General features: G+C 61.5%; 13 protein-coding genes and 4 tRNA genes. All 17 read right to left on the reverse strand.

From position 1 onward, the window contains the following. Positions 1-40 precede the first annotated feature (40 nt). Positions 41-2,143 carry an elongation factor G gene (fusA, locus tag WS89_RS11060; protein WP_034209731.1) on the reverse strand — a complete coding sequence of 701 codons (2,103 nt, stop codon included), beginning with the start codon at positions 2,141-2,143 and terminating at the stop codon, positions 41-43. Positions 2,144-2,266: 123 nt separating this feature from the next. Continuing rightward, complete coding sequence (gene rpsG, locus WS89_RS11065; protein ID WP_034209730.1) at positions 2,267-2,737, reverse strand: 30S ribosomal protein S7; 471 nt, start codon at positions 2,735-2,737, stop codon at positions 2,267-2,269. 172 nt (positions 2,738-2,909) lie between these two features. Further along, positions 2,910-3,290: a 30S ribosomal protein S12 gene (gene rpsL, locus WS89_RS11070; protein WP_006400662.1), complete on the reverse strand. Its 381-nt coding sequence runs from the start codon at positions 3,288-3,290 to the stop codon at positions 2,910-2,912. Positions 3,291-3,517: 227 nt separating this feature from the next. Further along, positions 3,518-5,365 (reverse strand): DNA helicase RecQ, encoded by a 1,848-nt coding sequence (gene recQ, locus WS89_RS11075; protein WP_059790972.1) that lies wholly within the window; start codon positions 5,363-5,365, stop codon positions 3,518-3,520. A gap of 277 nt (positions 5,366-5,642) precedes the next feature. After that, positions 5,643-9,884, reverse strand: a complete 4,242-nt coding sequence (gene rpoC / locus WS89_RS11080) for a DNA-directed RNA polymerase subunit beta' (RefSeq protein WP_059499774.1) — start codon at positions 9,882-9,884, stop codon at positions 5,643-5,645. Between the two features lie 21 nt (positions 9,885-9,905). Continuing rightward, entirely contained in the window at positions 9,906-14,012 is a 4,107-nt protein-coding gene (gene rpoB, locus WS89_RS11085; protein ID WP_034209726.1) for a DNA-directed RNA polymerase subunit beta, read from the reverse strand. Between the two features lie 381 nt (positions 14,013-14,393). Next, positions 14,394-14,768, reverse strand: a complete 375-nt coding sequence (gene rplL / locus WS89_RS11090; protein WP_006482911.1) for a 50S ribosomal protein L7/L12 — start codon at positions 14,766-14,768, stop codon at positions 14,394-14,396. 63 nt (positions 14,769-14,831) lie between these two features. Then, positions 14,832-15,329: a 50S ribosomal protein L10 gene (rplJ, locus tag WS89_RS11095; protein ID WP_059499775.1), complete on the reverse strand. Its 498-nt coding sequence runs from the start codon at positions 15,327-15,329 to the stop codon at positions 14,832-14,834. Positions 15,330-15,637: 308 nt separating this feature from the next. Continuing rightward, positions 15,638-16,336 carry a 50S ribosomal protein L1 gene (gene rplA / locus WS89_RS11100; protein ID WP_034209724.1) on the reverse strand — a complete coding sequence of 233 codons (699 nt, stop codon included), beginning with the start codon at positions 16,334-16,336 and terminating at the stop codon, positions 15,638-15,640. Further along, complete coding sequence (gene rplK, locus WS89_RS11105; RefSeq protein WP_006477201.1) at positions 16,337-16,768, reverse strand: 50S ribosomal protein L11; 432 nt, start codon at positions 16,766-16,768, stop codon at positions 16,337-16,339. Positions 16,769-16,909: 141 nt separating this feature from the next. Further along, a complete protein-coding gene (nusG, locus tag WS89_RS11110) occupies positions 16,910-17,467 on the reverse strand; it encodes a transcription termination/antitermination protein NusG (RefSeq protein WP_006400672.1) in 558 nt (185 codons plus the stop codon). 1 nt (position 17,468) lies between these two features. Next, positions 17,469-17,849 carry a preprotein translocase subunit SecE gene (secE, locus tag WS89_RS11115; RefSeq protein ID WP_059499776.1) on the reverse strand — a complete coding sequence of 127 codons (381 nt, stop codon included), beginning with the start codon at positions 17,847-17,849 and terminating at the stop codon, positions 17,469-17,471. Positions 17,850-17,891: 42 nt separating this feature from the next. After that, positions 17,892-17,967, reverse strand: a tRNA-Trp gene (locus WS89_RS11120). A gap of 59 nt (positions 17,968-18,026) precedes the next feature. Further along, on the reverse strand, positions 18,027-19,217 hold the full coding sequence (gene tuf, locus WS89_RS11125) for an elongation factor Tu (protein WP_034209732.1): 1,191 nt from the start codon (positions 19,215-19,217) through the stop codon (positions 18,027-18,029). Between the two features lie 66 nt (positions 19,218-19,283). Further along, positions 19,284-19,358 (reverse strand) — tRNA-Thr (locus tag WS89_RS11130). 22 nt (positions 19,359-19,380) lie between these two features. Further along, positions 19,381-19,454 (reverse strand) — tRNA-Gly (locus tag WS89_RS11135). A 43-nt stretch (positions 19,455-19,497) separates the two neighbouring features. Beyond that, positions 19,498-19,583, reverse strand: a tRNA-Tyr gene (locus WS89_RS11140). Positions 19,584-21,613: the final 2,030 nt, after the last annotated feature.

A 21,613-nucleotide genomic window follows, 5' to 3' on the forward strand; every position in this document is an offset into this window, starting at 1 on the left:
TTCTCTTCTTTCAAAAAATAATCGATTGGTAGCTAAAGATTTACTTCGACTTTGCGCTGATGATCGCTTCGGCAACGTTGCGCGGAGCTTCAGCGTAGTGCTTGAACTCCATCGTGTACGTTGCACGACCTTGCGTCAGCGAGCGCAGCGACGTCGAGTAGCCGAACATTTCCGACAGCGGCACTTCGGCGCGCACGATCTTGCCGCCGCCAACCATGTCTTCCATGCCCTGGACGATACCGCGACGGCCCGACAGGTCGCCCATCACGTTGCCCATGTAGTCTTCCGGCGTCTCGACTTCGACAGCCATCATCGGCTCGAGGACGACCGGGTTCGCCTTGCGCATCGCTTCCTTGAACGCCATCGAACCGGCCATGCGGAACGCGTTTTCGTTCGAGTCAACGTCGTGGTACGAACCGAACGTCAGGTGAACCTTCACGTCGACGACCGGGAAGCCTGCCAGCACGCCCGACTTCAGCGTGTCCTGGATACCCTTGTCGACCGCCGGGATGTATTCACGCGGAATCACACCACCCTTGATCTCGTCGAAGAACTCGTAGCCCTTGCCTTGTTCGTTCGGCTCGAGCGTGATGACCGCGTGACCGTACTGGCCGCGACCACCCGACTGCTTGACGAACTTGCCGTCGACGTCCTTCGCCGTCGAACGGATCGTTTCGCGGTATGCAACCTGCGGCTTGCCGACGGTCGCTTCCACGCCGAATTCACGCTTCATCCGGTCGACCAGAATTTCGAGGTGGAGCTCGCCCATGCCCGAAATGATGGTCTGGCCCGACTCTTCGTCGGTCTGCACGCGGAACGACGGGTCTTCCTGAGCCAGACGGTTCAGTGCGAGGCCCATCTTTTCCTGGTCGGCCTTGGTCTTCGGCTCGACCGCCTGCGAAATCACCGGCTCCGGGAACACCATGCGTTCGAGAACGATCGGGTTCGCCGGGTCGCACAGCGTATCGCCCGTGGTGGCTTCCTTCAGGCCGACCGCTGCAGCGATGTCGCCTGCGCGGACTTCCTTGATTTCTTCACGCTGGTTCGCGTGCATCTGCAGAATACGGCCGAGGCGTTCCTTCTTGCCCTTGGTCGAGTTCAGCAGCGTGTCGCCCGAGTTGACGACGCCCGAGTACACACGGAAGAAGATCAGCTGGCCGACGAACGGGTCGGTCATGATCTTGAACGCGAGCGACGAGAACTTCTCTTCGTCCGATGCCTTGCGCTCTGCTTCTTCGCCGTTTTCGAGCTCGCCCTTGACCGGCGGAATGTCGACCGGCGACGGCAGGAAGTCGATCACGGCGTCGAGCATACGCTGCACGCCCTTGTTCTTGAACGCGGTACCGCACAGCATCGGCTGGATTTCGCACGCGATCGTACGGTCACGCAGCGCCTTGACGATGTCGGCTTCCGGCAGATCGCCTTCTTCCAGGTACTTGTTCATCAGGTCTTCGCTGGCTTCGGCAGCCGCTTCGACCATCTTTTCGCGCCATTCCTTGCAGGTCTCTGCAAGTTCGGCCGGGATGTCGACGTAGTCGAACTTCGTGCCTTGCGACGCTTCGTCCCAAATGATCGCCTTCATCTTGATCAGGTCGACCACGCCCTTGAAGTTTTCTTCCGAGCCGATCGGCACCACGACCGGAACCGGGTTCGCCTTCAGGCGCAGACGGAGCTGGTCGTAGACCTTGAAGAAGTTCGCGCCGGTACGGTCCATCTTGTTGACGAACGCGAGACGCGGCACCTTGTACTTGTTCGCCTGGCGCCACACCGTTTCCGACTGCGGCTGCACGCCGCCCACTGCGCAGTACACCATGCACGCGCCGTCGAGCACGCGCATCGAACGCTCCACTTCGATCGTGAAGTCGACGTGGCCCGGGGTGTCGATGATGTTGATGCGGTGTTCCGGATAGTTGCCGCCCATGCCCTTCCAGAAGGCCGTGGTAGCAGCGGACGTGATCGTGATGCCACGTTCCTGTTCCTGCTCCATCCAGTCCATCGTGGCTGCGCCGTCGTGGACTTCACCGATCTTGTGGTTCACACCGGTGTAAAACAGAATGCGCTCGGTCGTCGTCGTCTTGCCGGCGTCGATGTGAGCGCTAATACCGATATTGCGGTAGCGCTCGATAGGAGTCTTGCGAGCCACTTTGATCCTCTACTGGGATGACGTGATGCAGCCCTGCTGCATCACGCCTCAACACAAACGGGCGAGGCGCCTGAAAAGCGCACCCGCCCGGAATTTATTTCCGCAAACAGCCCAGCCAGGCGCTTAGAAACGGAAATGCGAGAACGCGCGGTTGGCTTCTGCCATGCGGTGAACTTCATCGCGCTTCTTCATCGCGCCGCCACGGCCTTCGGCCGCTTCGGTGAGTTCGCCTGCCAGACGCAGAGCCATCGACTTCTCGCTGCGCTTCTTCGCAGCCTCACGCAGCCAGCGCATCGCCAATGCCATACGACGCGACGGGCGCACTTCGACCGGAACTTGATAGTTGGCACCACCAACGCGGCGGCTCTTCACTTCGACCACCGGCTTCACGTTGTTGAGCGCAACCGTGAACACTTCCAGCGGGTCCTTGCCACCCTTGGTCTGGATTTGTTCGAATGCGCCATAAACGATGCGCTCTGCGACCGACTTCTTGCCGGACAGCATCAGCATGTTCATGAACTTGGCAACATCAACGTTACCGAACTTCGGATCCGGCAACACTTCCCGCTTGGGGACTTCGCGACGACGCGGCATGATTCTTCCTTTACTTGTTCAGTTGGAGCTGTAACCAGCTCCGCGGCCACCAACAAACCCGATCACATCTTCACGACTAACCAGCTTGGCCGGGTGACCACTTACTCGACAGCACCGGCAATCCGGCACTCCCGCCTTGACCGCCCTGCGGCGATCCCTGATCAAAAACTGCTTACTTGGCAGCCTTTGCACGCTTCGCGCCGTACTTCGAGCGCGCTTGCTTACGGTCCTTGACGCCCTGGGTATCCAGCGAGCCGCGAACCATGTGGTAACGCACACCCGGCAAGTCCTTCACACGGCCGCCGCGGATCAGCACAACCGAGTGCTCCTGCAGGTTGTGGCCTTCACCGCCGATGTACGAAATCACTTCGAAGCCGTTCGTCAGACGAACCTTGGCGACCTTACGGAGTGCCGAGTTCGGCTTCTTCGGCGTCGTCGTGTACACACGGGTGCACACGCCGCGACGCTGGGGGCAGTCCTGCAGGGCCGGGCTCTTGCTCTTCGTCGTTTCCGACTGACGGCCTTTGCGAACCAGTTGGTTGATGGTTGGCATTGTTTATTCCTGAAATTGAACAAAATCTGCACATCGATTTCGGGCAAAGCGAAAATCGACGCACAGTTGACTTCCGAACCGGCGAGACGGACACGAACCTTCGAACGCGACTCGGCCCACCGAATACCGGAACCCAACATGATATTCCGGAAATACCAACTAAGTCAACGGCTTGCGTGATGTGCCGACCGACCGCGCGGTTTACAGAAGGGGGCGGAACACCTGTGTCAGGCCGATTCGACGACGTCGATGATCTCGTCGCCGAAGCGTTCGAGCTTGCGCACGCCCATGCCGGGGATGTGACGCAGGTCGTCGATCGTCTCCGGCGCGTTGCGCGCGATTTCGGCGAGCGTCGCGTCGTGGAAAATCACATAGGCCGGCACGCCGTCGGTCTTCGCGGTTTCCGCCCGCCATGCGCGCAGCGCATCCCACCGTGCGCGCTCGCGGGCGCCCATGCCAGCCGTCGGATCGACGCGCGTGGCGCTGCGGCTCGACGACTGGCGGGTGCGCTGCGGCTTCACATAGCGGCGCAGCGTGACCTTTTCCTCGTTCTTCAGCACGGGCTTCGCGGCCTCGGTCAGCATCAGCGCGCCGAAGCCGCCATGGTCGACGGCCAGGTAGCCGTACGCGACCAGCTGCCGGAAAATCGCGCGCCACTCGGGCTCGGACAGCGCTGCGCCGATTCCGAACGTGCTGAGCTGATCGTGGCCGCGCTGCAACACCTTCTCGGTGCGCCCGCCACGCAGGATCTCGATCAGGTGACTGGAACCGAAATTGAAGCCGCTCGCACGCTGCGCGCGGAACACGCACGACAGCGCCATCTGCGCCTCGCGCGTCGCGTCCCACGACGCGGGCGGCTCGAGGCACGTGTCGCAGTTGCCGCACGGCTGGCTCGCCTCGCCGAAGTAGTTCAGCAGCCGCACGCGGCGACACGAGATCGTCTCGCACAAGCCGAGCAGCGCATCGAGCTTCGACGTCTGCACACGCTTGTGTGCGTCGTCCGCATCGGACTCGTCGATCATCTTGCGCTGCTGGACGACATCGCCGAGGCCATACGCCATCCACGCGTTCGCCGGCAGCCCGTCGCGGCCCGCGCGGCCGGTTTCCTGGTAGTAGCCTTCGACGCTCTTCGGCAAGTCGAGATGCGCGACGAAACGCACGTCGGGCTTGTCGATGCCCATGCCGAACGCGATCGTCGCGCACATCACGATGCCTTCCTCGCGCTGGAACATTTCCTGGTGCCTCTGCCGCACCTCGAACTCCATTCCCGCGTGGTACGGCAGCGCGCGCACGCCCTGCGCCTTCAGCCATTCGGCCGTTTCCTCGACCTTGCGGCGCGACAGGCAATAGACGACACCCGCGTCCGTCGTGCCGTCGGCATTCGTGTGCTCGGCGCGAATGAAATCGAGCAGCTGCGCGCGTGCATTGTCCTTTTCGACGATCCGGTAGCGGATGTTCGGCCGGTCGAAGCTCGACACGAACACGCGTGCATCGTCGAGCGCGAGACGATGGATGATCTCGTCGCGCGTGATCGCATCGGCCGTGGCGGTGAGCGCGATGCGCGGCACCGACGGGAAGCGCTCGTGCAGCACCGACAGCTGGATGTATTCCGGGCGGAAATCGTGCCCCCATTGCGACACGCAGTGCGCTTCGTCGATCGCGAACAGGCCGATCTTCGCGCGCTCGAGCAGTTCGAGGAAGCGCCCCGTCATCAACCGCTCCGGCGCGACGTACAGCAGGTCGATTTCGCCCTCGCGCAGCGCGCGCTCGGTGGCCGCTGCCTCGGCGCCCGACAACGTCGAATTCAGATAGGCCGCGCGCACGCCGACTTCGCTCAACGCGGCGACCTGGTCCTGCATCAGCGCGATCAGCGGCGACACGACGATGCCGGCGCCCTGCCCGGCCTCGCGGCGCAGCAGCGCGGGAATCTGGTAGCACAGCGACTTGCCGCCGCCGGTCGGCATCAGCACGAGACAATCGCCGCCGCCGGCGACGTGCTCGACGATCTCGCCCTGCTGGCCGCGAAAGGCGGAATAACCAAAGACTTCGTCGAGTATTTCGAGGGCGCGGGACATGAATGAGAGCAGGGACGGCTAAGCGATGACCGCAATTTTAACAACCCGCTCGCGCGACGCGGGGCGAATCGCGCGATGTTGGCCGTTCGGTCAGGGTTCGTTCGCGTGCATCACGGGCCTGCCGCGCCCGTACCGGACGCGATCGCGACGCATGCGCCGGCGCTGTGCCGGCCCGTGATGCACGTGAACGAAGGATGAAAAAAAACCGCCCGGCAGAACCGGGCGGTTTCGGTGACAGCGATGATAGCAAGGCAAGGCGGCTTGCGCCGCCCCGCGCTTACTCGGCTGCCGGGTGTTGCGGCTCTTCCGCCGGCGCGCTCGGCGTGCCGAAGTCGAATGCCTCTTCCGCTGCGATCTGGTCGAAACGCTCGCGATCCGACGATTCCTTCGCCTTGCGTGCCTTGTGGAACGCGAGACCCGTACCGGCCGGAATCAGACGGCCGACGATCACGTTTTCCTTCAGGCCGCGCAGATCGTCGCGCTTGCCCATGATCGCCGCTTCGGTCAGCACGCGGGTCGTTTCCTGGAACGATGCCGCGGAGATGAACGAGTCGGTCGACAGCGACGCCTTCGTGATACCGAGCAGCACGTTGTCGTACGAAGCCGGACGCTTGCCCTCGGCGATCATGCGATCGTTCTCGTCCAGCATGTCGGAACGTTCGACCTGTTCGCCCGGGATGAAGCGCGTATCGCCGTTGTCGGTGATCTGCACACGACGCAGCATCTGGCGAACGATCACCTCGATGTGCTTGTCGTTGATCTTCACGCCCTGCAGACGGTACACGTCCTGCACTTCGTCGACGATGTAGCGCGACAGCGCCTCGATACCCTGCAGACGCAGGATGTCGTGCGGATCGGCCGGACCGTCCACGATCATTTCGCCCTTGTTGACGACCTGGGCATCGTGAACCAGAACCTGCTTTTCCTTCGCGATCAGGAACTCGTGCTGGTTGCCCTCGAGATCCGTGATGACGAGACGCTGCTTGCCCTTCGTGTCCTTACCGAACGACGTCGTACCGGTGACCTCCGCGAGAATGCCGGCATCCTTCGGCGAACGCGCTTCGAACAGTTCCGCCACCCGCGGCAGACCGCCGGTAATGTCACGCGTCTTCTGCGCTTCGGTCGGGATACGTGCGAGCACTTCACCGACCTGCACCTGCTGGCCATCCTTCACGGTGATCAGTGCGCCGACCTGGAAGCCGATCTGCACCGCGTGCTCCGTGCCCGGAATCTTCACTTCTTCGCCGTTCGCGTCGAGCAGCTTCACCTGCGGACGCACGCTCTTCGAAGCCTGCGAACCGCGGCGCTTCACGTCGATCACGACCAGCGTCGACAGGCCGGTCACGTCGTCGATCTGCTTCGCGACGGTCACGCCTTCCTCGACGTTCTCGAACTTCACCGTACCACCGTACTCGGTGATGATCGGACGCGTCAGCGGATCCCACGTGGCGAGCTGCGTGCCGGCCTTGATGGTCGCGCCGTCGAGCTGCAGCAGCGTCGCGCCGTACGGCACTTTGTGACGCTCGCGCTCGCGACCGAAGTCGTCGGTGATCATCGCTTCGCCCGAACGGGAAATGACGATCTGCTCGCCCTTCGCGTTCGTGACGTAGCGCATCGTCGCCGTGAAGCGGACGATACCGTTGCTCTTCGCTTCGACCGACGAAGCCACGGCCGCACGCGATGCCGCACCACCGATGTGGAACGTACGCATCGTCAGCTGCGTGCCCGGTTCGCCGATCGACTGCGCCGCGATCACGCCGACTGCTTCGCCGACGTTCACCAGCGAGCCGCGGCCGAGGTCGCGGCCGTAGCAGGATGCGCACAGGCCGTAACGCGTTTCGCAGGTCAGCGGCGTGCGCACGCGCACTTCGTCGATGCCGAGGCGTTCGATTTCCTCGACCGCCGTTTCGTCGAGCAGCGTGCCCGATTCGTACAGCGTTTCCTGCGTTTCCGGATTCACGACGTCCGCAACCGCGACGCGGCCGAGGATACGGTCGCGCAGCGCTTCGACGACTTCACCGCCTTCGACGAGCGCCTTCATCGCCACGCCGTTCGACGTGCCGCAATCGTCCTCGACCACCACCAGGTCCTGCGTGACGTCGACGAGACGACGCGTCAGGTAACCCGAGTTCGCGGTCTTCAGTGCCGTATCAGCCAGACCCTTACGTGCACCGTGGGTCGAGATGAAGTACTGCAACACGTTCAGACCTTCGCGGAAGTTCGCGGTAATCGGCGTCTCGATAATCGAGCCGTCCGGCTTCGCCATCAGGCCACGCATACCGGCCAGCTGACGAATCTGAACCGCCGAACCCCGGGCGCCCGAGTCGGCCATCATGTAGATCGAGTTGAACGACTCCTGGCGCGTCTCGTTGCCGTCGCGATCGATCACCGGCTCCGTCGACAGCTGCTCCATCATCGCCTTGCCGACCGCTTCCGACGTTGCCGACCAGATGTCGACCACGTTGTTGTAGCGTTCCTGCGCGGTGACGAGACCCGACATGTACTGGCGGTCGTATTCCTTCACCTTCTTCGCGGCGTCGCCGACGATCGTTTCCTTCTGCGGCGGCACGAGCATGTCGTCCACGCAGATCGAGATGCCGGCGCGCGTCGCGAGACGGAAACCCGACTGCATCAGCTGGTCGGCGAACACCACCGTCGCACGCAGACCGCACTTGCGGAACGCCGTGTTGATCAGGCGCGAGATTTCCTTCTTCTTCAGCGGCTTGTTCAGCACCGAGAACGGCAGGCCGTGCGGCAGGATCTCCGACAGGATCGCGCGACCGACGGTCGTCGCGTACAGCGTGATCTTCGGCACGAACTCCGGCGCGCCTTCCGACGTGTCCTCGTTGCGGACCATTTCGGTGATCCGGACGTTGACGCGCGAGGCCAGCTCGACTTCCTTGTTCTCGTACGCGCGGATGACTTCCGACACGCCCGTGAACGACAGGCCTTCGCCCTTGCCGTTGATCGCTTCGCGGGTCGCGTAGTACAGACCCAGCACGATATCCTGCGACGGCACGATCGACGGATCGCCGTTGGCCGGGAACAGCACGTTGTTCGACGCGAGCATCAGCGTGCGCGCTTCCATCTGCGCTTCGAGCGACAGCGGCACGTGAACGGCCATCTGGTCACCGTCGAAGTCGGCGTTGAACGCCGCGCAGACGAGCGGGTGCAGCTGGATTGCCTTGCCTTCGATCAGCACCGGCTCGAACGCCTGGATACCGAGACGGTGCAGCGTCGGCGCACGGTTCAGCATCACCGGATGCTCGCGGATCACCTCTTCGAGGATGTCCCACACCACCGGCGTCTGGTTCTCGACTTCCTTCTTCGCAGCCTTGATGGTCGTCGCGACGCCCATCACTTCCAGCTTGTTGAAGATGAACGGCTTGAACAGTTCGAGCGCCATCAGCTTCGGCAGACCGCACTGGTGCAGCTTCAGCGTCGGGCCGACCACGATGACCGAACGGCCCGAGTAGTCGACGCGCTTGCCCAGCAGGTTCTGACGGAAACGGCCGCCCTTGCCCTTGATCATGTCGGCGAGCGACTTCAGCGGACGCTTGTTCGCGCCCGTCATCGCCTTGCCGCGACGACCGTTGTCGAGCAGCGAGTCGACGGCTTCCTGCAGCATCCGCTTTTCGTTGCGGACGATGATTTCAGGGGCCTTCAGCTCGAGCAGGCGCTTCAACCGGTTGTTACGGTTGATCACGCGGCGATACAGGTCGTTCAGGTCCGACGTCGCGAAACGGCCGCCGTCCAGCGGCACGAGCGGACGCAGTTCCGGCGGCAGCACCGGCAGCACTTCGAGGATCATCCACTCGGGCTTGATGCCCGAGCGCTGAAATGCCTCGAGGACCTTCAGGCGCTTCGCGTACTTCTTGATCTTCGCTTCCGAGCCGGTGTTCTTCAGCTCGGTGCGCAGCGTCTCGACCTGCTCGTCGATGTTGATCGCGCGCAGCAGTTCACGCACGCCTTCCGCGCCCATCTCGGCACGGAATTCGTCGCCGTATTCCTCGACCTTGTTGTAGTAATCCTCTTCGGTCATGATCTGCCGCGCCTTCAGCGGCGTCATGCCCGGTTCGATCACCACGTACGCTTCGAAGTACAGCACGCGTTCGATGTCGCGCAGCGTCATGTCGAGCACCATGCCCAGACGCGACGGCAGCGACTTCAGGAACCAGATGTGCGCGACCGGCGAGGCCAGCTCGATGTGGCCCATCCGTTCGCGACGCACCTTCGCCAGCGTCACTTCGACGCCGCACTTCTCGCAGATCACGCCGCGGTGCTTCAGGCGCTTGTACTTGCCGCACAGGCACTCGTAGTCCTTGATCGGCCCGAAGATCTTCGCGCAGAACAGACCATCGCGTTCCGGCTTGAACGTACGGTAGTTGATGGTCTCCGGCTTCTTCACTTCGCCGAACGACCACGAACGGATCTTGTCGGGCGAGGCCAGACCGATCTTGATCGCGTCGAAAACTTCTTCCTGTTGGACTTGCTTGAATAGATCGAGCAGAGCTTTCATTGCTTTCTCTCCGTAGTCCGATTAATTGCGGTCGAGATCGATATCGATACCGAGCGAGCGGATTTCCTTCACGAGCACGTTGAAGGATTCCGGCATGCCTGCATCGATCACGTGATCGCCCTTGACGAGGTTTTCGTACACCTTCGTCCGGCCGGTCACGTCGTCCGACTTCACCGTCAGCATTTCCTGCAGCACGTAGGACGCGCCGTACGCTTCGAGTGCCCACACTTCCATTTCACCGAAACGCTGGCCACCGAACTGCGCCTTACCGCCCAGCGGCTGCTGCGTGACGAGCGAGTACGGGCCCGTCGAACGCGCGTGCATCTTGTCGTCGACCAGGTGGTGCAGCTTCAGGTAGTGCATGTAGCCGAGCGTCACGCGACGTTCGAACATTTCACCCGTGCGGCCGTCGTACAGGCGGACCTGGTTCTTCGACGGATTCATGCCGAGCTGTTCGGCGATGTCGTCCGGGAACGCGAGGTCGAGCATCTTGCCCATTTCTTCCTCGGTCGCACCGTCGAACACCGGCGTTGCGAACGGCACGCCTTCGCGCAGGTTCTTCGCGAGTTCGAGGATCTCGTCGTCGGTGAAGCTTTCCAGATCTTCCTGGCGGCCCGACTCGTTGTAGATCTTCGTCAGGAACGCGCGCAGTTCCTCGATCTTCGCCTGACGCTGCAGCATTTCGCCGATACGCCAGCCGAGGCCCTTCGCGGCCCAGCCGAGGTGCACTTCCAGAACCTGACCCACGTTCATCCGCGACGGCACGCCGAGCGGGTTCAGCACGACGTCTGCCGGACGGCCATCGGCCATGTACGGCATGTCTTCGATCGGGACGATCTTCGACACGACACCCTTGTTACCGTGACGGCCCGCCATCTTGTCGCCAGGCTGCAGACGGCGCTTCACCGCCAGGTACACCTTGACCATCTTCAGCACGCCCGGCGGCAGTTCGTCGCCTTGCGTGAGCTTCTTGCGCTTCTCTTCGAACGCGAGGTCGAACTGGTGACGCTTTTCTTCGATCGAGTTCTTGATCGCTTCGAGCTGCGCCGCTGCTTCGTCGTCCGCGAGGCGGATGTCGAACCAGTGGTAGTGGTCGAGGTCTTCCAGGTAAGCCTGGTCGATCTTCGTGCCCTTCGCGAGCTTCTTCGGACCGCCGTTCGCGACCTTGCCCACGAGCATGCGCGCGAGACGCTGGAACGCGTCGCCTTCCACGATGCGCAGCTGGTCGTTCAGGTCGAGACGGTAACGCTTCAGTTCGTCGTCGATGATCTGTTGCGCACGCTTGTCGCGCTGAATGCCTTCGCGCGTGAACACCTGGACGTCGATCACGGTGCCGCTCATGCCCGACGGCACGCGCAGCGACGTGTCCTTCACGTCCGAAGCCTTCTCGCCGAAGATCGCGCGCAGCAGCTTCTCTTCCGGCGTCAGCTGGGTCTCGCCCTTCGGCGTGACCTTGCCGACCAGCACGTCGCCCGCTTCGACTTCGGCACCGATGTACACGATGCCCGATTCGTCGAGACGGCCGAGCTGGACTTCCGCCAGGTTCGAGATGTCGCGCGTGATTTCTTCCGGCCCGAGCTTCGTGTCGCGTGCAACGACGTTCAGCTCTTCGATGTGGATCGACGTGTAGCGATCGTCCGCGACCACCTTCTCCGAGATCAGGATCGAATCCTCGAAGTTGTAGCCGTTCCACGGCATGAACGCGATCAGCATGTTCTGGCCGAGCGCGAGCTCGCCCAGGTCCGTCGAGGCGCCGTCGGCCAGCACGTCGCCGCGCGAGACCTTGTCGCCCATCTTCACGATCGGACGCTGGTTGATGTTCGTGTTCTGGTTCGAACGCGTGTACTTGATCAGGTTGTAGATGTCGACACCGACTTCACCCGCGACCGCTTCGTCGTCGTTCACGCGAATCACGATACGGCCTGCATCGACGTAGTCGACGACGCCGCCGCGGAACGCCTGGACCGTCGTACCCGAGTCGACCGCGCAGGTGCGCTCGATGCCCGTCCCGACGACCGGCTTTTCCGGACGCAGACACGGCACCGCCTGACGCTGCATGTTCGAACCCATCAGTGCACGGTTCGCGTCGTCGTGCTCGAGGAACGGAATCAGCGACGCTGCGACCGACACGATCTGCGACGGCGCGACGTCCATGTACTGGATGCGGTCCGGCGTGACCATCATCGTTTCGCCGGCTTCGCGCGACGACACGAGTTCGTCGATCAGTCGGCCGTCCTCGTCGATCGCGGCGTTCGCCTGAGCGATCATGTAGCGGCCTTCCTCGATCGCCGACAGGTAGTCGATCTGGTCGGTCACCTTGCCGTCCACGACCTTGCGGTACGGCGTCTCAAGGAAGCCGTACTCGTTCAGGTGCGCGTACAGCGCGAGCGAGTTGATCAGGCCGATGTTCGGACCTTCCGGCGTTTCGATCGGGCACACGCGGCCGTAGTGGGTCGGGTGCACGTCGCGGACTTCGAAGCCTGCGCGCTCGCGCGTCAGACCGCCCGGGCCCAGTGCGGAAACACGGCGCTTGTGCGTGATTTCCGACAGCGGGTTGGTCTGGTCCATGAACTGCGACAGCTGCGACGAACCGAAGAACTCGCGGATCGCCGACGAAATCGGCTTCGAGTTGATCAGGTCGTGCGGCATCAGGTTTTCGCTTTCGGCCTGGCCGAGGCGTTCCTTGACCGCGCGCTCGACACGCACGAGGCCCGCGCGGAACTGGTTTTCCGCCAGTTCGCCGACGCAACGCACGCGACGGTTGCCGAGGTGGTCGATGTCGTCCACTTCGCCCTTGCCGTTACGCAGCTCGACGAGAATCTTGATCGTCGCGAGAATGTCGTCGTCCTGCAGCGTCATCGGGCCGACGATCTCGTCACGGCCGACGCGGCGGTTGAACTTCATGCGGCCGACCTTCGACAGGTCGTACGCTTCTTCGCTGTAGAACAGGCGGTTGAACAGCGCCTCGACCGCTTCTTCGGTCGGCGGCTCGCCCGGGCGCATCATGCGGTAGATCGCGATGCGCGCGGCCGTCTTGTCGGTCGTTTCGTCGACACGCAGCGTCGACGAGATGTACGGACCCTGATCCAGATCGTTCGTGTAGAGCGTCTGGATGTCCTTGATACCCGCTTCGCGCAGCTTCTCGAGCACGCTTTCCGTGACTTCGTCGTTCGCGCTCGCGATCACTTCGCCGGTGTCGCCGTCGACGACGTTCTTCGCCAGCACGCGGCCGAGCAGATAGTCTTCCGGCACCGAGATGAACTTGGTCTTCGCGGCTTCGAGGTCGCGAATGTGCTTCGCGTTGATCCGCTTGTCCTTCTGGACGATGACCTTGCCGTCGCGATCCGTGATGTCGAAACGCGCGACTTCACCACGCAGGCGCTCGGGCACGAACTCGAGTTGCGCGCCTTCGTCCATCAGCGTGAAGTTGTCGAACACGAAGAAGTTCGCGAGGATCTGTTCCGGCGTCAGGCCGATGGCCTTCAGCAGGATCGTCACCGGCATCTTGCGGCGACGGTCGACGCGGAAGTACAGGATGTCCTTCGGATCGAATTCGAAGTCGAGCCACGAGCCGCGGTACGGAATGATCCGTGCCGAGAACAGCAGCTTGCCCGAGCTGTGCGTCTTGCCCTTGTCGTGTTCGAAGAACACGCCCGGCGAACGGTGCAGCTGCGAGACGATGACACGCTCGGTGCCGTTGATGACGAACGAGCCCGTCGGCGTCATGAGCGGAATTTCGCCCATGTACACTTCCTGCTCCTTCACTTCCTTGACGACTGGCTTGTTCGGCGATTCCTTGTCGAGGATGACGAGGCGGACCTTCGCGCGCAGCGCGGAGCAGTACGTCAGGCCACGCTGCTGGCATTCCTTGATGTTGAATGCCGGCGAGGACAGCGCATAGCTCACGAACTCGAGGCGCGCGAAACCGTTGTGCGAAACAATGGGAAATACCGATGTGAACGCGGCCTGCAAACCTTCAGGCTTGCGTTGCGTCGCCGGCACATCGGCTTGCAGAAACGTGCTGAATGATTCAAGCTGAGTAGCCAGCAAGAACGGAACTTGGTGAACGATGGGGCGCTTCGCGAAACTCTTGCGAATGCGCTTCTTCTCGGTGAAGGAATATTGCATACGATCTCCGAATCACGGCGGGTGCTATCGAGGCGGAATACCTGGACGTTTCAAACCCGAGTGTTCACCGACTGAGACCCGATGGCCGTTCGACGGCTTGAACGAGCCGAGAAGCTTGGTGGTTGGCCGCTACCAACCGCTGGCTGACGGCAGCGGATGCCTGTGTTGCCCGCTACCCGACCAAACTTGCCTTCTGCAGTCGCTTCAGAAGACAAAGAGAACCGCCAATCGCGTGTGATGCGTCACAACGATCAGGCGGTTTTCTTTGGCTTCTGGGGCCGATTATTCGGGCTCCCGAATGAGTGCCAGAATAACGTCCCCACAAAGCACAAAAAGGCCGGCGGTGAAAATACCGCCAGCCTTCGCACAGCGCGCCGAAACTTACTTGACTTCGACCTTCGCGCCAGCTTCTTCCAGCTTCTTCTTGGCTTCTTCAGCAGCAGCCTTGTCGACGCCTTCCTTGATGGGCTTCGGTGCACCGTCAACCAGGTCCTTCGCTTCCTTCAGGCCCAGGCCCGTCAGTTCGCGAACGGCCTTGATGACCGAAACCTTGTTGGCGCCGGCTTCAGCCAGGACGACCGTGAATTCGGTCTTCTCTTCTGCTGCAGCAGCTGCGCCGCCGCCTGCCGGGCCAGCGACTGCCACTGCAGCTGCCGACACGCCAAACTTCTCTTCGAACGCCTTGACCAGTTCGTTCAGTTCCAGAACGGTCATCCCTTCGACTGCTGCCAGGATGTCTTCTTTTGCGATTGCCATTTGAAATACTCCTAAATTGAATTCGGATACAGCCAGCGATCAGTAACGCTGATGCACGTTCGCTTACGCAGCTTCTGCTTGCTTCTTCTCGGCCAGCGCGGCCAGAGCACGCGCGAAGCCCGAAACAGGCGATTGCATAACGAACAGCAGCTTCGAGAGCAGTTCTTCGCGGCTCGGGATGCTTGCCAGCGCTTGCACGCCAGCCTTGTCCATCACCTTGCCATCGAACGAACCAGCCTTGATGACCAACTTGTCATTGCTCTTGCTGAAGTCGTTGACGACCTTAGCAGCGGCAATTGCATCTTCCGAGATGCCGTAGATCAGCGGACCAGTCATCTGCTCTGCCAGCGGAGCAAACGGCGTACCTTCGACAGCGCGACGCGCCAGCGTGTTCTTCAACACGCGCAGGTACACCTGCTTCTCACGCGCTTGCGCGCGCAGCTTGGTCAGATCGCCAACCGCAATTCCACGATACTCAGCCAGCACAACGGTCTGGGCCTTCGCGACTTGCGCGGAAACCTCAGCGACGACGGCTTGCTTGTCTTCTCTATTAAGCGGCACGGTTAGCCTCCAGAAACGATACGTTGGGCGCGACCGGCATGGCCGAAACCTCACGTACCTCGTTCAACAACGGCGTCCGACCTCGTTAGGAGTATTTCCACCTCACGCCGCGAATCGCTTCGCGGCCTGCGGCTTCACCACTGCAAAACTTTTTCGGGTTCGCCATCTGCGTTGGCTTGAATTAAGGGATCACCTGACTGCTGCGCCCCACCAACGGTCTTTGATAACCGGTTGTCCGCCCTGCTGCACGAACAACCGCCCAAAGCCCATGTAGGCCGCTTCGCGAACGAAGCGGCCCGAATACTTGCTTACTGTGCTGCCAGCGTAGCCTGGTCGACACGCACGCCGACGCCCATCGTGCTCGACAGTGCGATCTTGCGCAGGTACACGCCCTTGCTCGTTGCCGGCTTTGCCTTCTGCAGCGCGTCGATCAGCGCCGACAGGTTCGAACGCAGCGCGGTCGGCTCGAACGATGCACGGCCGATGGTCGCGTGGATGATACCGGCCTTGTCGACACGGAATTGCACCTGACCAGCCTTCGCGTTCTTGACGGCGGTTGCGACGTCCGGCGTGACCGTACCGACCTTCGGGTTCGGCATCAGGCCGCGCGGGCCGAGGATCTGACCGAGCGTACCGACGATACGCATCGTGTCCGGCGAAGCGATCACGATGTCGAAGTCCATCTGGCCAGCCTTGATCTGCTCTGCCAGGTCTTCCATACCGACGATTTCCGCGCCTGCTGCACGAGCCTGCTCGGCCTTTTCGCCTTGCGCGAACACGGCAACGCGAACCGACTTGCCCGTACCTGCCGGCAGAACGACCGAACCACGCACGACTTGGTCCGACTTCTTCGCATCGATGCCGAGCTGGACTGCGACGTCGATCGACTCGTCGAACTTCGCGCTCGCGCATTCCTTCACGAGGCTCAGTGCGTCTTCGATCGCATACAGCTTCTGACGGTCGACCTTGGCGGCAAATGCCTGACGGCGCTTGGAGATCTTAGCCATTTACACGCCCTCCACAGTGATACCCATCGAGCGTGCGCTACCAGCGATGGTGCGAACGGCTGCGTCCAGATCAGCTGCCGTAAGGTCCGGCATCTTGGTCTTCGCGATTTCTTCGGCTTGAGCGCGCGTGATCGAACCGACCTTGTCGGTGTGCGGCTTGCTCGAACCCTTGTCCACCTTCGCCGCCTTCTTGATCAGGACGGTCGCCGGCGGCGTCTTCATCACGAACGTGAAGCTCTTGTCAGCGAATGCCGTGATGACCACCGGCACCGGCAGACCCGGCTCCATGCCTTGAGTCTGCGCGTTGAACGCCTTGCAGAACTCCATGATGTTCAGGCCGCGCTGGCCCAGTGCCGGACCGACCGGCGGCGACGGGTTGGCTTTACCTGCAGGGATCTGCAGCTTGATAAAGCCGATAATCTTCTTTGCCATTTGAAACCTCATTGGAACGCCGGGGAAGGCGTTCGGTGAGTGATAACGCGCTTTCGCCGCTGGCTACTGACGCTCCTCAACGGCCATGACGCGGGCCGTAAGCGCGAAGGTGGGCAGCCGAGGCTGCCCACCGAATCGGGATCAAACTTTTTCGACCTGACCGAACTCGAGTTCGACGGGGGTGGAGCGGCCAAAAATGGTGACCGACACACGCACGCGCGATTTCTCGTAGTTGACTTCTTCGACGGTGCCGTTGAAGTCCGTGAACGGACCTTCCTTGACACGCACCATCTCGCCGACTTCGAACAGGGTCTTCGGGCGCGGTTTTTCGACGCCTTCCTGCATCTGCGACATGATCTTCTCGACTTCCTTCGGGGAAATCGGGGTCGGGCGGTTACGCGCACCGCCGACGAAACCGGTGACCTTCGCGGTGTTCTTCACGAGATGCCACGTTTCGTCCGTCATTTCCATTTCCACCAACACATAGCCGGGGAAGAAACGACGCTCGGTCACTGCCTTGTGACCGCCTTTGACTTCGACCACTTCTTCGGTCGGGACCAGGATCTGACCGAATTTGTCCTGCATGCCAGCACGTTCGATGCGCTCCTGAAGCGCACGTTGCACGCTCTTCTCCATACCGGAGTAGGCGTGCACGACGTACCAACGTTTTCCGCTCGGGGATGCCGGAGTATCGCTCATATCATTTCCAACCCAGAATCACCGAGAAAATCACCCATTCGATCGATTTGTCGCTCAACCAGAGGAAAATCGCCATCACGAGCACGAAACCGAACACGACGAGTGTCGTTTGCGTTGCTTCCTTGCGGGTGGGCCATACGACCTTCCGGACTTCCTTGTACGAATCCTTGGCAAACGCGATGAGACCCTTGCCAGGGGCGGACATGAGCCCGACGGCCACGCCGGCGATGATACCTACCGCCAATGCGGCACCGCGGACATACCACTGCTGATTGGCCAGCCAGAAGAAGCCCACGAATCCGGCCAAGACCAGCAATACGCCCAGGGCCAGCATCAGCTTATCGCCGGAGGTATTTACAGTTTCGACGGATGGATTCGCCATAACACCTTAAAACAAATGCCACGTAGGACACGTGGCGATTTTTGGCAGGGGCAGAGGGAATCGAACCCCCAACCTTCGGTTTTGGAGACCGACGCTCTGCCAGTTGAGCTATACCCCTAAACCATGTTGGGGCCGGCTGCCGCCAGCCCCAAAACTGTCGATCAACGAATAACTGGCTTACTCGATGATCTTGGCGACGACGCCGGCGCCGACCGTACGGCCGCCTTCGCGGATTGCGAAGCGCAGACCTTCTTCCATCGCGATCGGAGCGATCAGCTTCACCGTGATCGACACGTTGTCGCCCGGCATCACCATTTCCTTGTCCTTCGGCAGCTCGATCGAGCCCGTCACGTCCGTCGTACGGAAGTAGAACTGCGGACGGTAGTTGTTGAAGAACGGCGTGTGACGGCCGCCTTCGTCCTTGCTCAGCACGTACACTTCAGCCGTGAAGTGCGTGTGCGGCGTGATCGAACCCGGCTTCGCCAGAACCTGGCCACGCTCCACGTCTTCACGCTTCGTGCCGCGCAGCAGGATACCGACGTTGTCGCCTGCCTGACCCTGGTCCAGCAGCTTGCGGAACATTTCAACGCCCGTGCAGGTCGTCTTCACCGTCGGCTTGATACCGACGATTTCGATTTCTTCGCCGACCTTGATGATGCCGCGCTCGACACGACCCGTCACCACCGTACCGCGGCCCGAGATCGAGAACACGTCTTCCACCGGCATCAGGAACGCGCCATCAACCGCACGCTCCGGCGTCGGGATGTACGTGTCCAGTGCGTCTGCCAGGTTCATGATCGCCACTTCGCCCAGCTCGCCCGTGTCGCCTTCCAGCGCCAGCTTCGCCGAACCCTTCACGATCGGCGTGTCGTCGCCCGGGAAGTCGTACTTCGACAGGAGTTCGCGAACTTCCATCTCGACCAGCTCGAGCAGTTCAGCGTCGTCCACCATGTCGCACTTGTTCAGGAACACGATGATGTACGGAACGCCAACCTGACGTGCCAGCAGGATATGCTCGCGCGTTTGCGGCATCGGGCCGTCTGCTGCCGAGCAAACCAGGATCGCGCCGTCCATCTGCGCCGCACCCGTGATCATGTTCTTCACATAGTCAGCGTGGCCCGGGCAGTCGACGTGTGCGTAGTGGCGGTTAGCCGTTTCGTACTCGACGTGCGCCGTGTTGATCGTGATGCCGCGCGCCTTTTCTTCCGGTGCCGCGTCGATCTGGTCGTACGCCTTCGCTTCGCCGCCGAACTTCTTCGTCAGAACCGTCGTGATCGCTGCCGTCAGCGTCGTCTTGCCGTGGTCAACGTGACCAATCGTACCAACGTTCACGTGCGGCTTGGTCCGCTCAAACTTTTCCTTGGCCATTTTCAACTCCCAAAAGGAATTTCACAGGTTGCGCCGCGCGCAAACAAGACACTGACTTTTTACTGCTGGTGCCCATGGGCAGGATCGAACTGCCGACCTCTCCCTTACCAAGGGAGTGCTCTACCACTGAGCCACATGGGCGCTACGCTTCAACTTAGCGGTCTGGAGCGGGTGAAGGGAATCGAACCCTCGTCGTAAGCTTGGAAGGCTTCTGCTCTACCATTGAGCTACACCCGCACGGGCCACTAACGATTCCTTGCCGCTCACTGCGCTGATATCTTGGTGGAGGAGGTTGGATTCGAACCAACGTAGGCGTAAGCCAACAGATTTACAGTCTGCCCCCTTTAGCCACTCGGGCACCCCTCCGTAGAGAACTGACGATTATGGGGGTGCATCGCACTCCTGTCAAGCACATCCGGAAGATTATTTTCATTCTCTTCCTGACTTCCGCTTCCCTCCGATCCCCGCCCTCGCCCGGCTAAGGCAAGCGCGAGATGTTGCCGATCAGCACCACATCTTCGTCAGACTCCGTCTTCAACGCCGATCTACATCTGCGCTAAAAACGAAAGACCGCCATCATACGGCCTCTTTCGCGCAATGCCAAGCGGTACGTACAAAATTTCGGCAAATTTCGTGCCGGGCCGACTTGGCGAGCCGGCACCGGTGGTTCTTGAGAGGTTCGACGGCGATTCCTGCAGGAATCGCCGGCCTACCTTCCCATGTGCCCGCTTGCTCCTGAACGGCATTCCTTTGTGGTCGCAACGGTACATTCCACGGCTTCGGCAGACTCTTGGTGCCGCTCGCGATACCGATCAGGTGATCCGACGGCAGCGTGACTCACCGCTTCTCCGCAGAGCACCGGAGGCGCGCTCGACGCTCGGAGCGGCTCAACGGTCGGGACCGAAGCCCCGGGTGCTTTGCGGGAGTTTGGATGGGCGTCGACTAGCGCGCGGCACAACCGATGGATCGGAGTGCGATGGCCCAACGACGTCTCGCGGGATGCATCCGGCGGTTCTGCATGCCTCGATGTGCTTATGGCCGCTACCTGGTGACGACGAGCTCCCTGCTCCAGTCTCTCCATGCCTTGTCGCCGCGTCGAATGTTCCGATGGTCGGCGCCGCTGCATCTCGTCGAGCAAGTCGCCCACCGTCGTCGTCGGACCGCCTTACCGCAGCGACTCGTCGACATACATGCACATGCGACCTCGCAACCGCTCATACGGTGCCCGCCTCGTCCAGCTGGGCGCAAATGCCGGCGCTGGGTTCAGCGCGAGTACCCTCACCACGCCTCCCACTCCCGAAAACGTCGGAAAGCCGATATGTGGCGCCGGAGCATCGACATCCGACGAGCACTGCCCGGCAATGTTCGAGCCGGCCCGGAATCACGCCCCGAACACAGCCCCCTCCGCTGTGGGAGGCCCTCCGTTCGGCGATCCGAATACGACACACACAAGCCTGGCTCTGGGCGTCGACGCAGACTGCCCGCCCTTCAGATGGGAAAAACGCGATGCCACGCAGGCAATGCCGCCTATTCGCTCATCAAGAAAATTTACGCGTGATGAGACGGTCCGCAGATGACCGTCGAGAAGAACCGCGCCGACTTTTGATCTTCTTTGGCCCGCTATACGCACACGGCGCAGCCAGTCCTCGACGGGGGGCACCTCCTGCCCCGACTCAGGCGTGGGTCACGTACCAATACGGCTATTTCGATGTGAAATGCTGCGAATAGACTAAAAGTAGCGCTTGATAGCGACATCGTTCGTCTCTTGACGCAGTTCAGTCGCGCGGCTCCATGGGGAACAAACAATTAGCGGCGGCGACAAGAGGGTTGAGAGCGCCAACATTCTGCCCGTTCTGCCAACTACGCGCAGGAGACAGAGCGAGCGCGAGACATGTCCCGCTGCCAGACGATAGCCATAGCGTACCGAGGTAGAAGATGGGCCAAATACACCGGTGGTCAACGCACGCTGATCGATTATCGGATGAGGAGAACTCGCAACATCTCGTTTGCGCCGGTGCTGAGCAAGGCCGGGCGGAGATCGCCACGGAGAAGTGCCAAGGCGATTTCTCGTTGCGCATCTGATGACCGCCCACACAAACGAGAAGTAAGTAAGAGGACAGTTTTTCAGCAACACGCTGGCGTGCAGGCACCCCGAGAGACGAGGTGCATTTGTGCCAATCTCGCGGAGGCGGCTCCGATTTGAGCCGACACCTTCGGTCGACACCCAGCTCCTGCCACAACGGCGCTTCTCCACGTGCTTTTTCTAGGCGCACAAATGCAAAAACCCCCGCCTTGTCGGGCAGGGGTTTCTGGCTTGAGGGGAGCCTGACGATTACCTACTTTCACACGGGAATCCGCACTATCATCGGCGTGGAGTCGTTTCACGGTCCTGTTCG

It is taken from the genome of Burkholderia sp. MSMB1072 (assembly GCF_001524725.1).
GTDB lineage: Bacteria > Pseudomonadota > Gammaproteobacteria > Burkholderiales > Burkholderiaceae > Burkholderia.

Coding starts and splice junctions, on each gene's coding strand:
- rpsG (WP_034209730.1), bottom strand. CDS start 2,737: ATGCCGCGTCGTCGCGAAGTCCCCAAGCGGGAAGTGTTGCCGGATCCG.
- rpsL (WP_006400662.1), bottom strand. CDS start 3,290: ATGCCAACCATCAACCAACTGGTTCGCAAAGGCCGTCAGTCGGAAACG.
- recQ (WP_059790972.1), bottom strand. CDS start 5,365: ATGTCCCGCGCCCTCGAAATACTCGACGAAGTCTTTGGTTATTCCGCC.
- rpoC (WP_059499774.1), bottom strand. CDS start 9,884: ATGAAAGCTCTGCTCGATCTATTCAAGCAAGTCCAACAGGAAGAAGTT.
- rpoB (WP_034209726.1), bottom strand. CDS start 14,012: ATGCAATATTCCTTCACCGAGAAGAAGCGCATTCGCAAGAGTTTCGCG.
- rplL (WP_006482911.1), bottom strand. CDS start 14,768: ATGGCAATCGCAAAAGAAGACATCCTGGCAGCAGTCGAAGGGATGACC.
- rplA (WP_034209724.1), bottom strand. CDS start 16,336: ATGGCTAAGATCTCCAAGCGCCGTCAGGCATTTGCCGCCAAGGTCGAC.
- rplK (WP_006477201.1), bottom strand. CDS start 16,768: ATGGCAAAGAAGATTATCGGCTTTATCAAGCTGCAGATCCCTGCAGGT.
- nusG (WP_006400672.1), bottom strand. CDS start 17,467: ATGAGCGATACTCCGGCATCCCCGAGCGGAAAACGTTGGTACGTCGTG.
- secE (WP_059499776.1), bottom strand. CDS start 17,849: ATGGCGAATCCATCCGTCGAAACTGTAAATACCTCCGGCGATAAGCTG.
- tuf (WP_034209732.1), bottom strand. CDS start 19,217: ATGGCCAAGGAAAAGTTTGAGCGGACCAAGCCGCACGTGAACGTTGGT.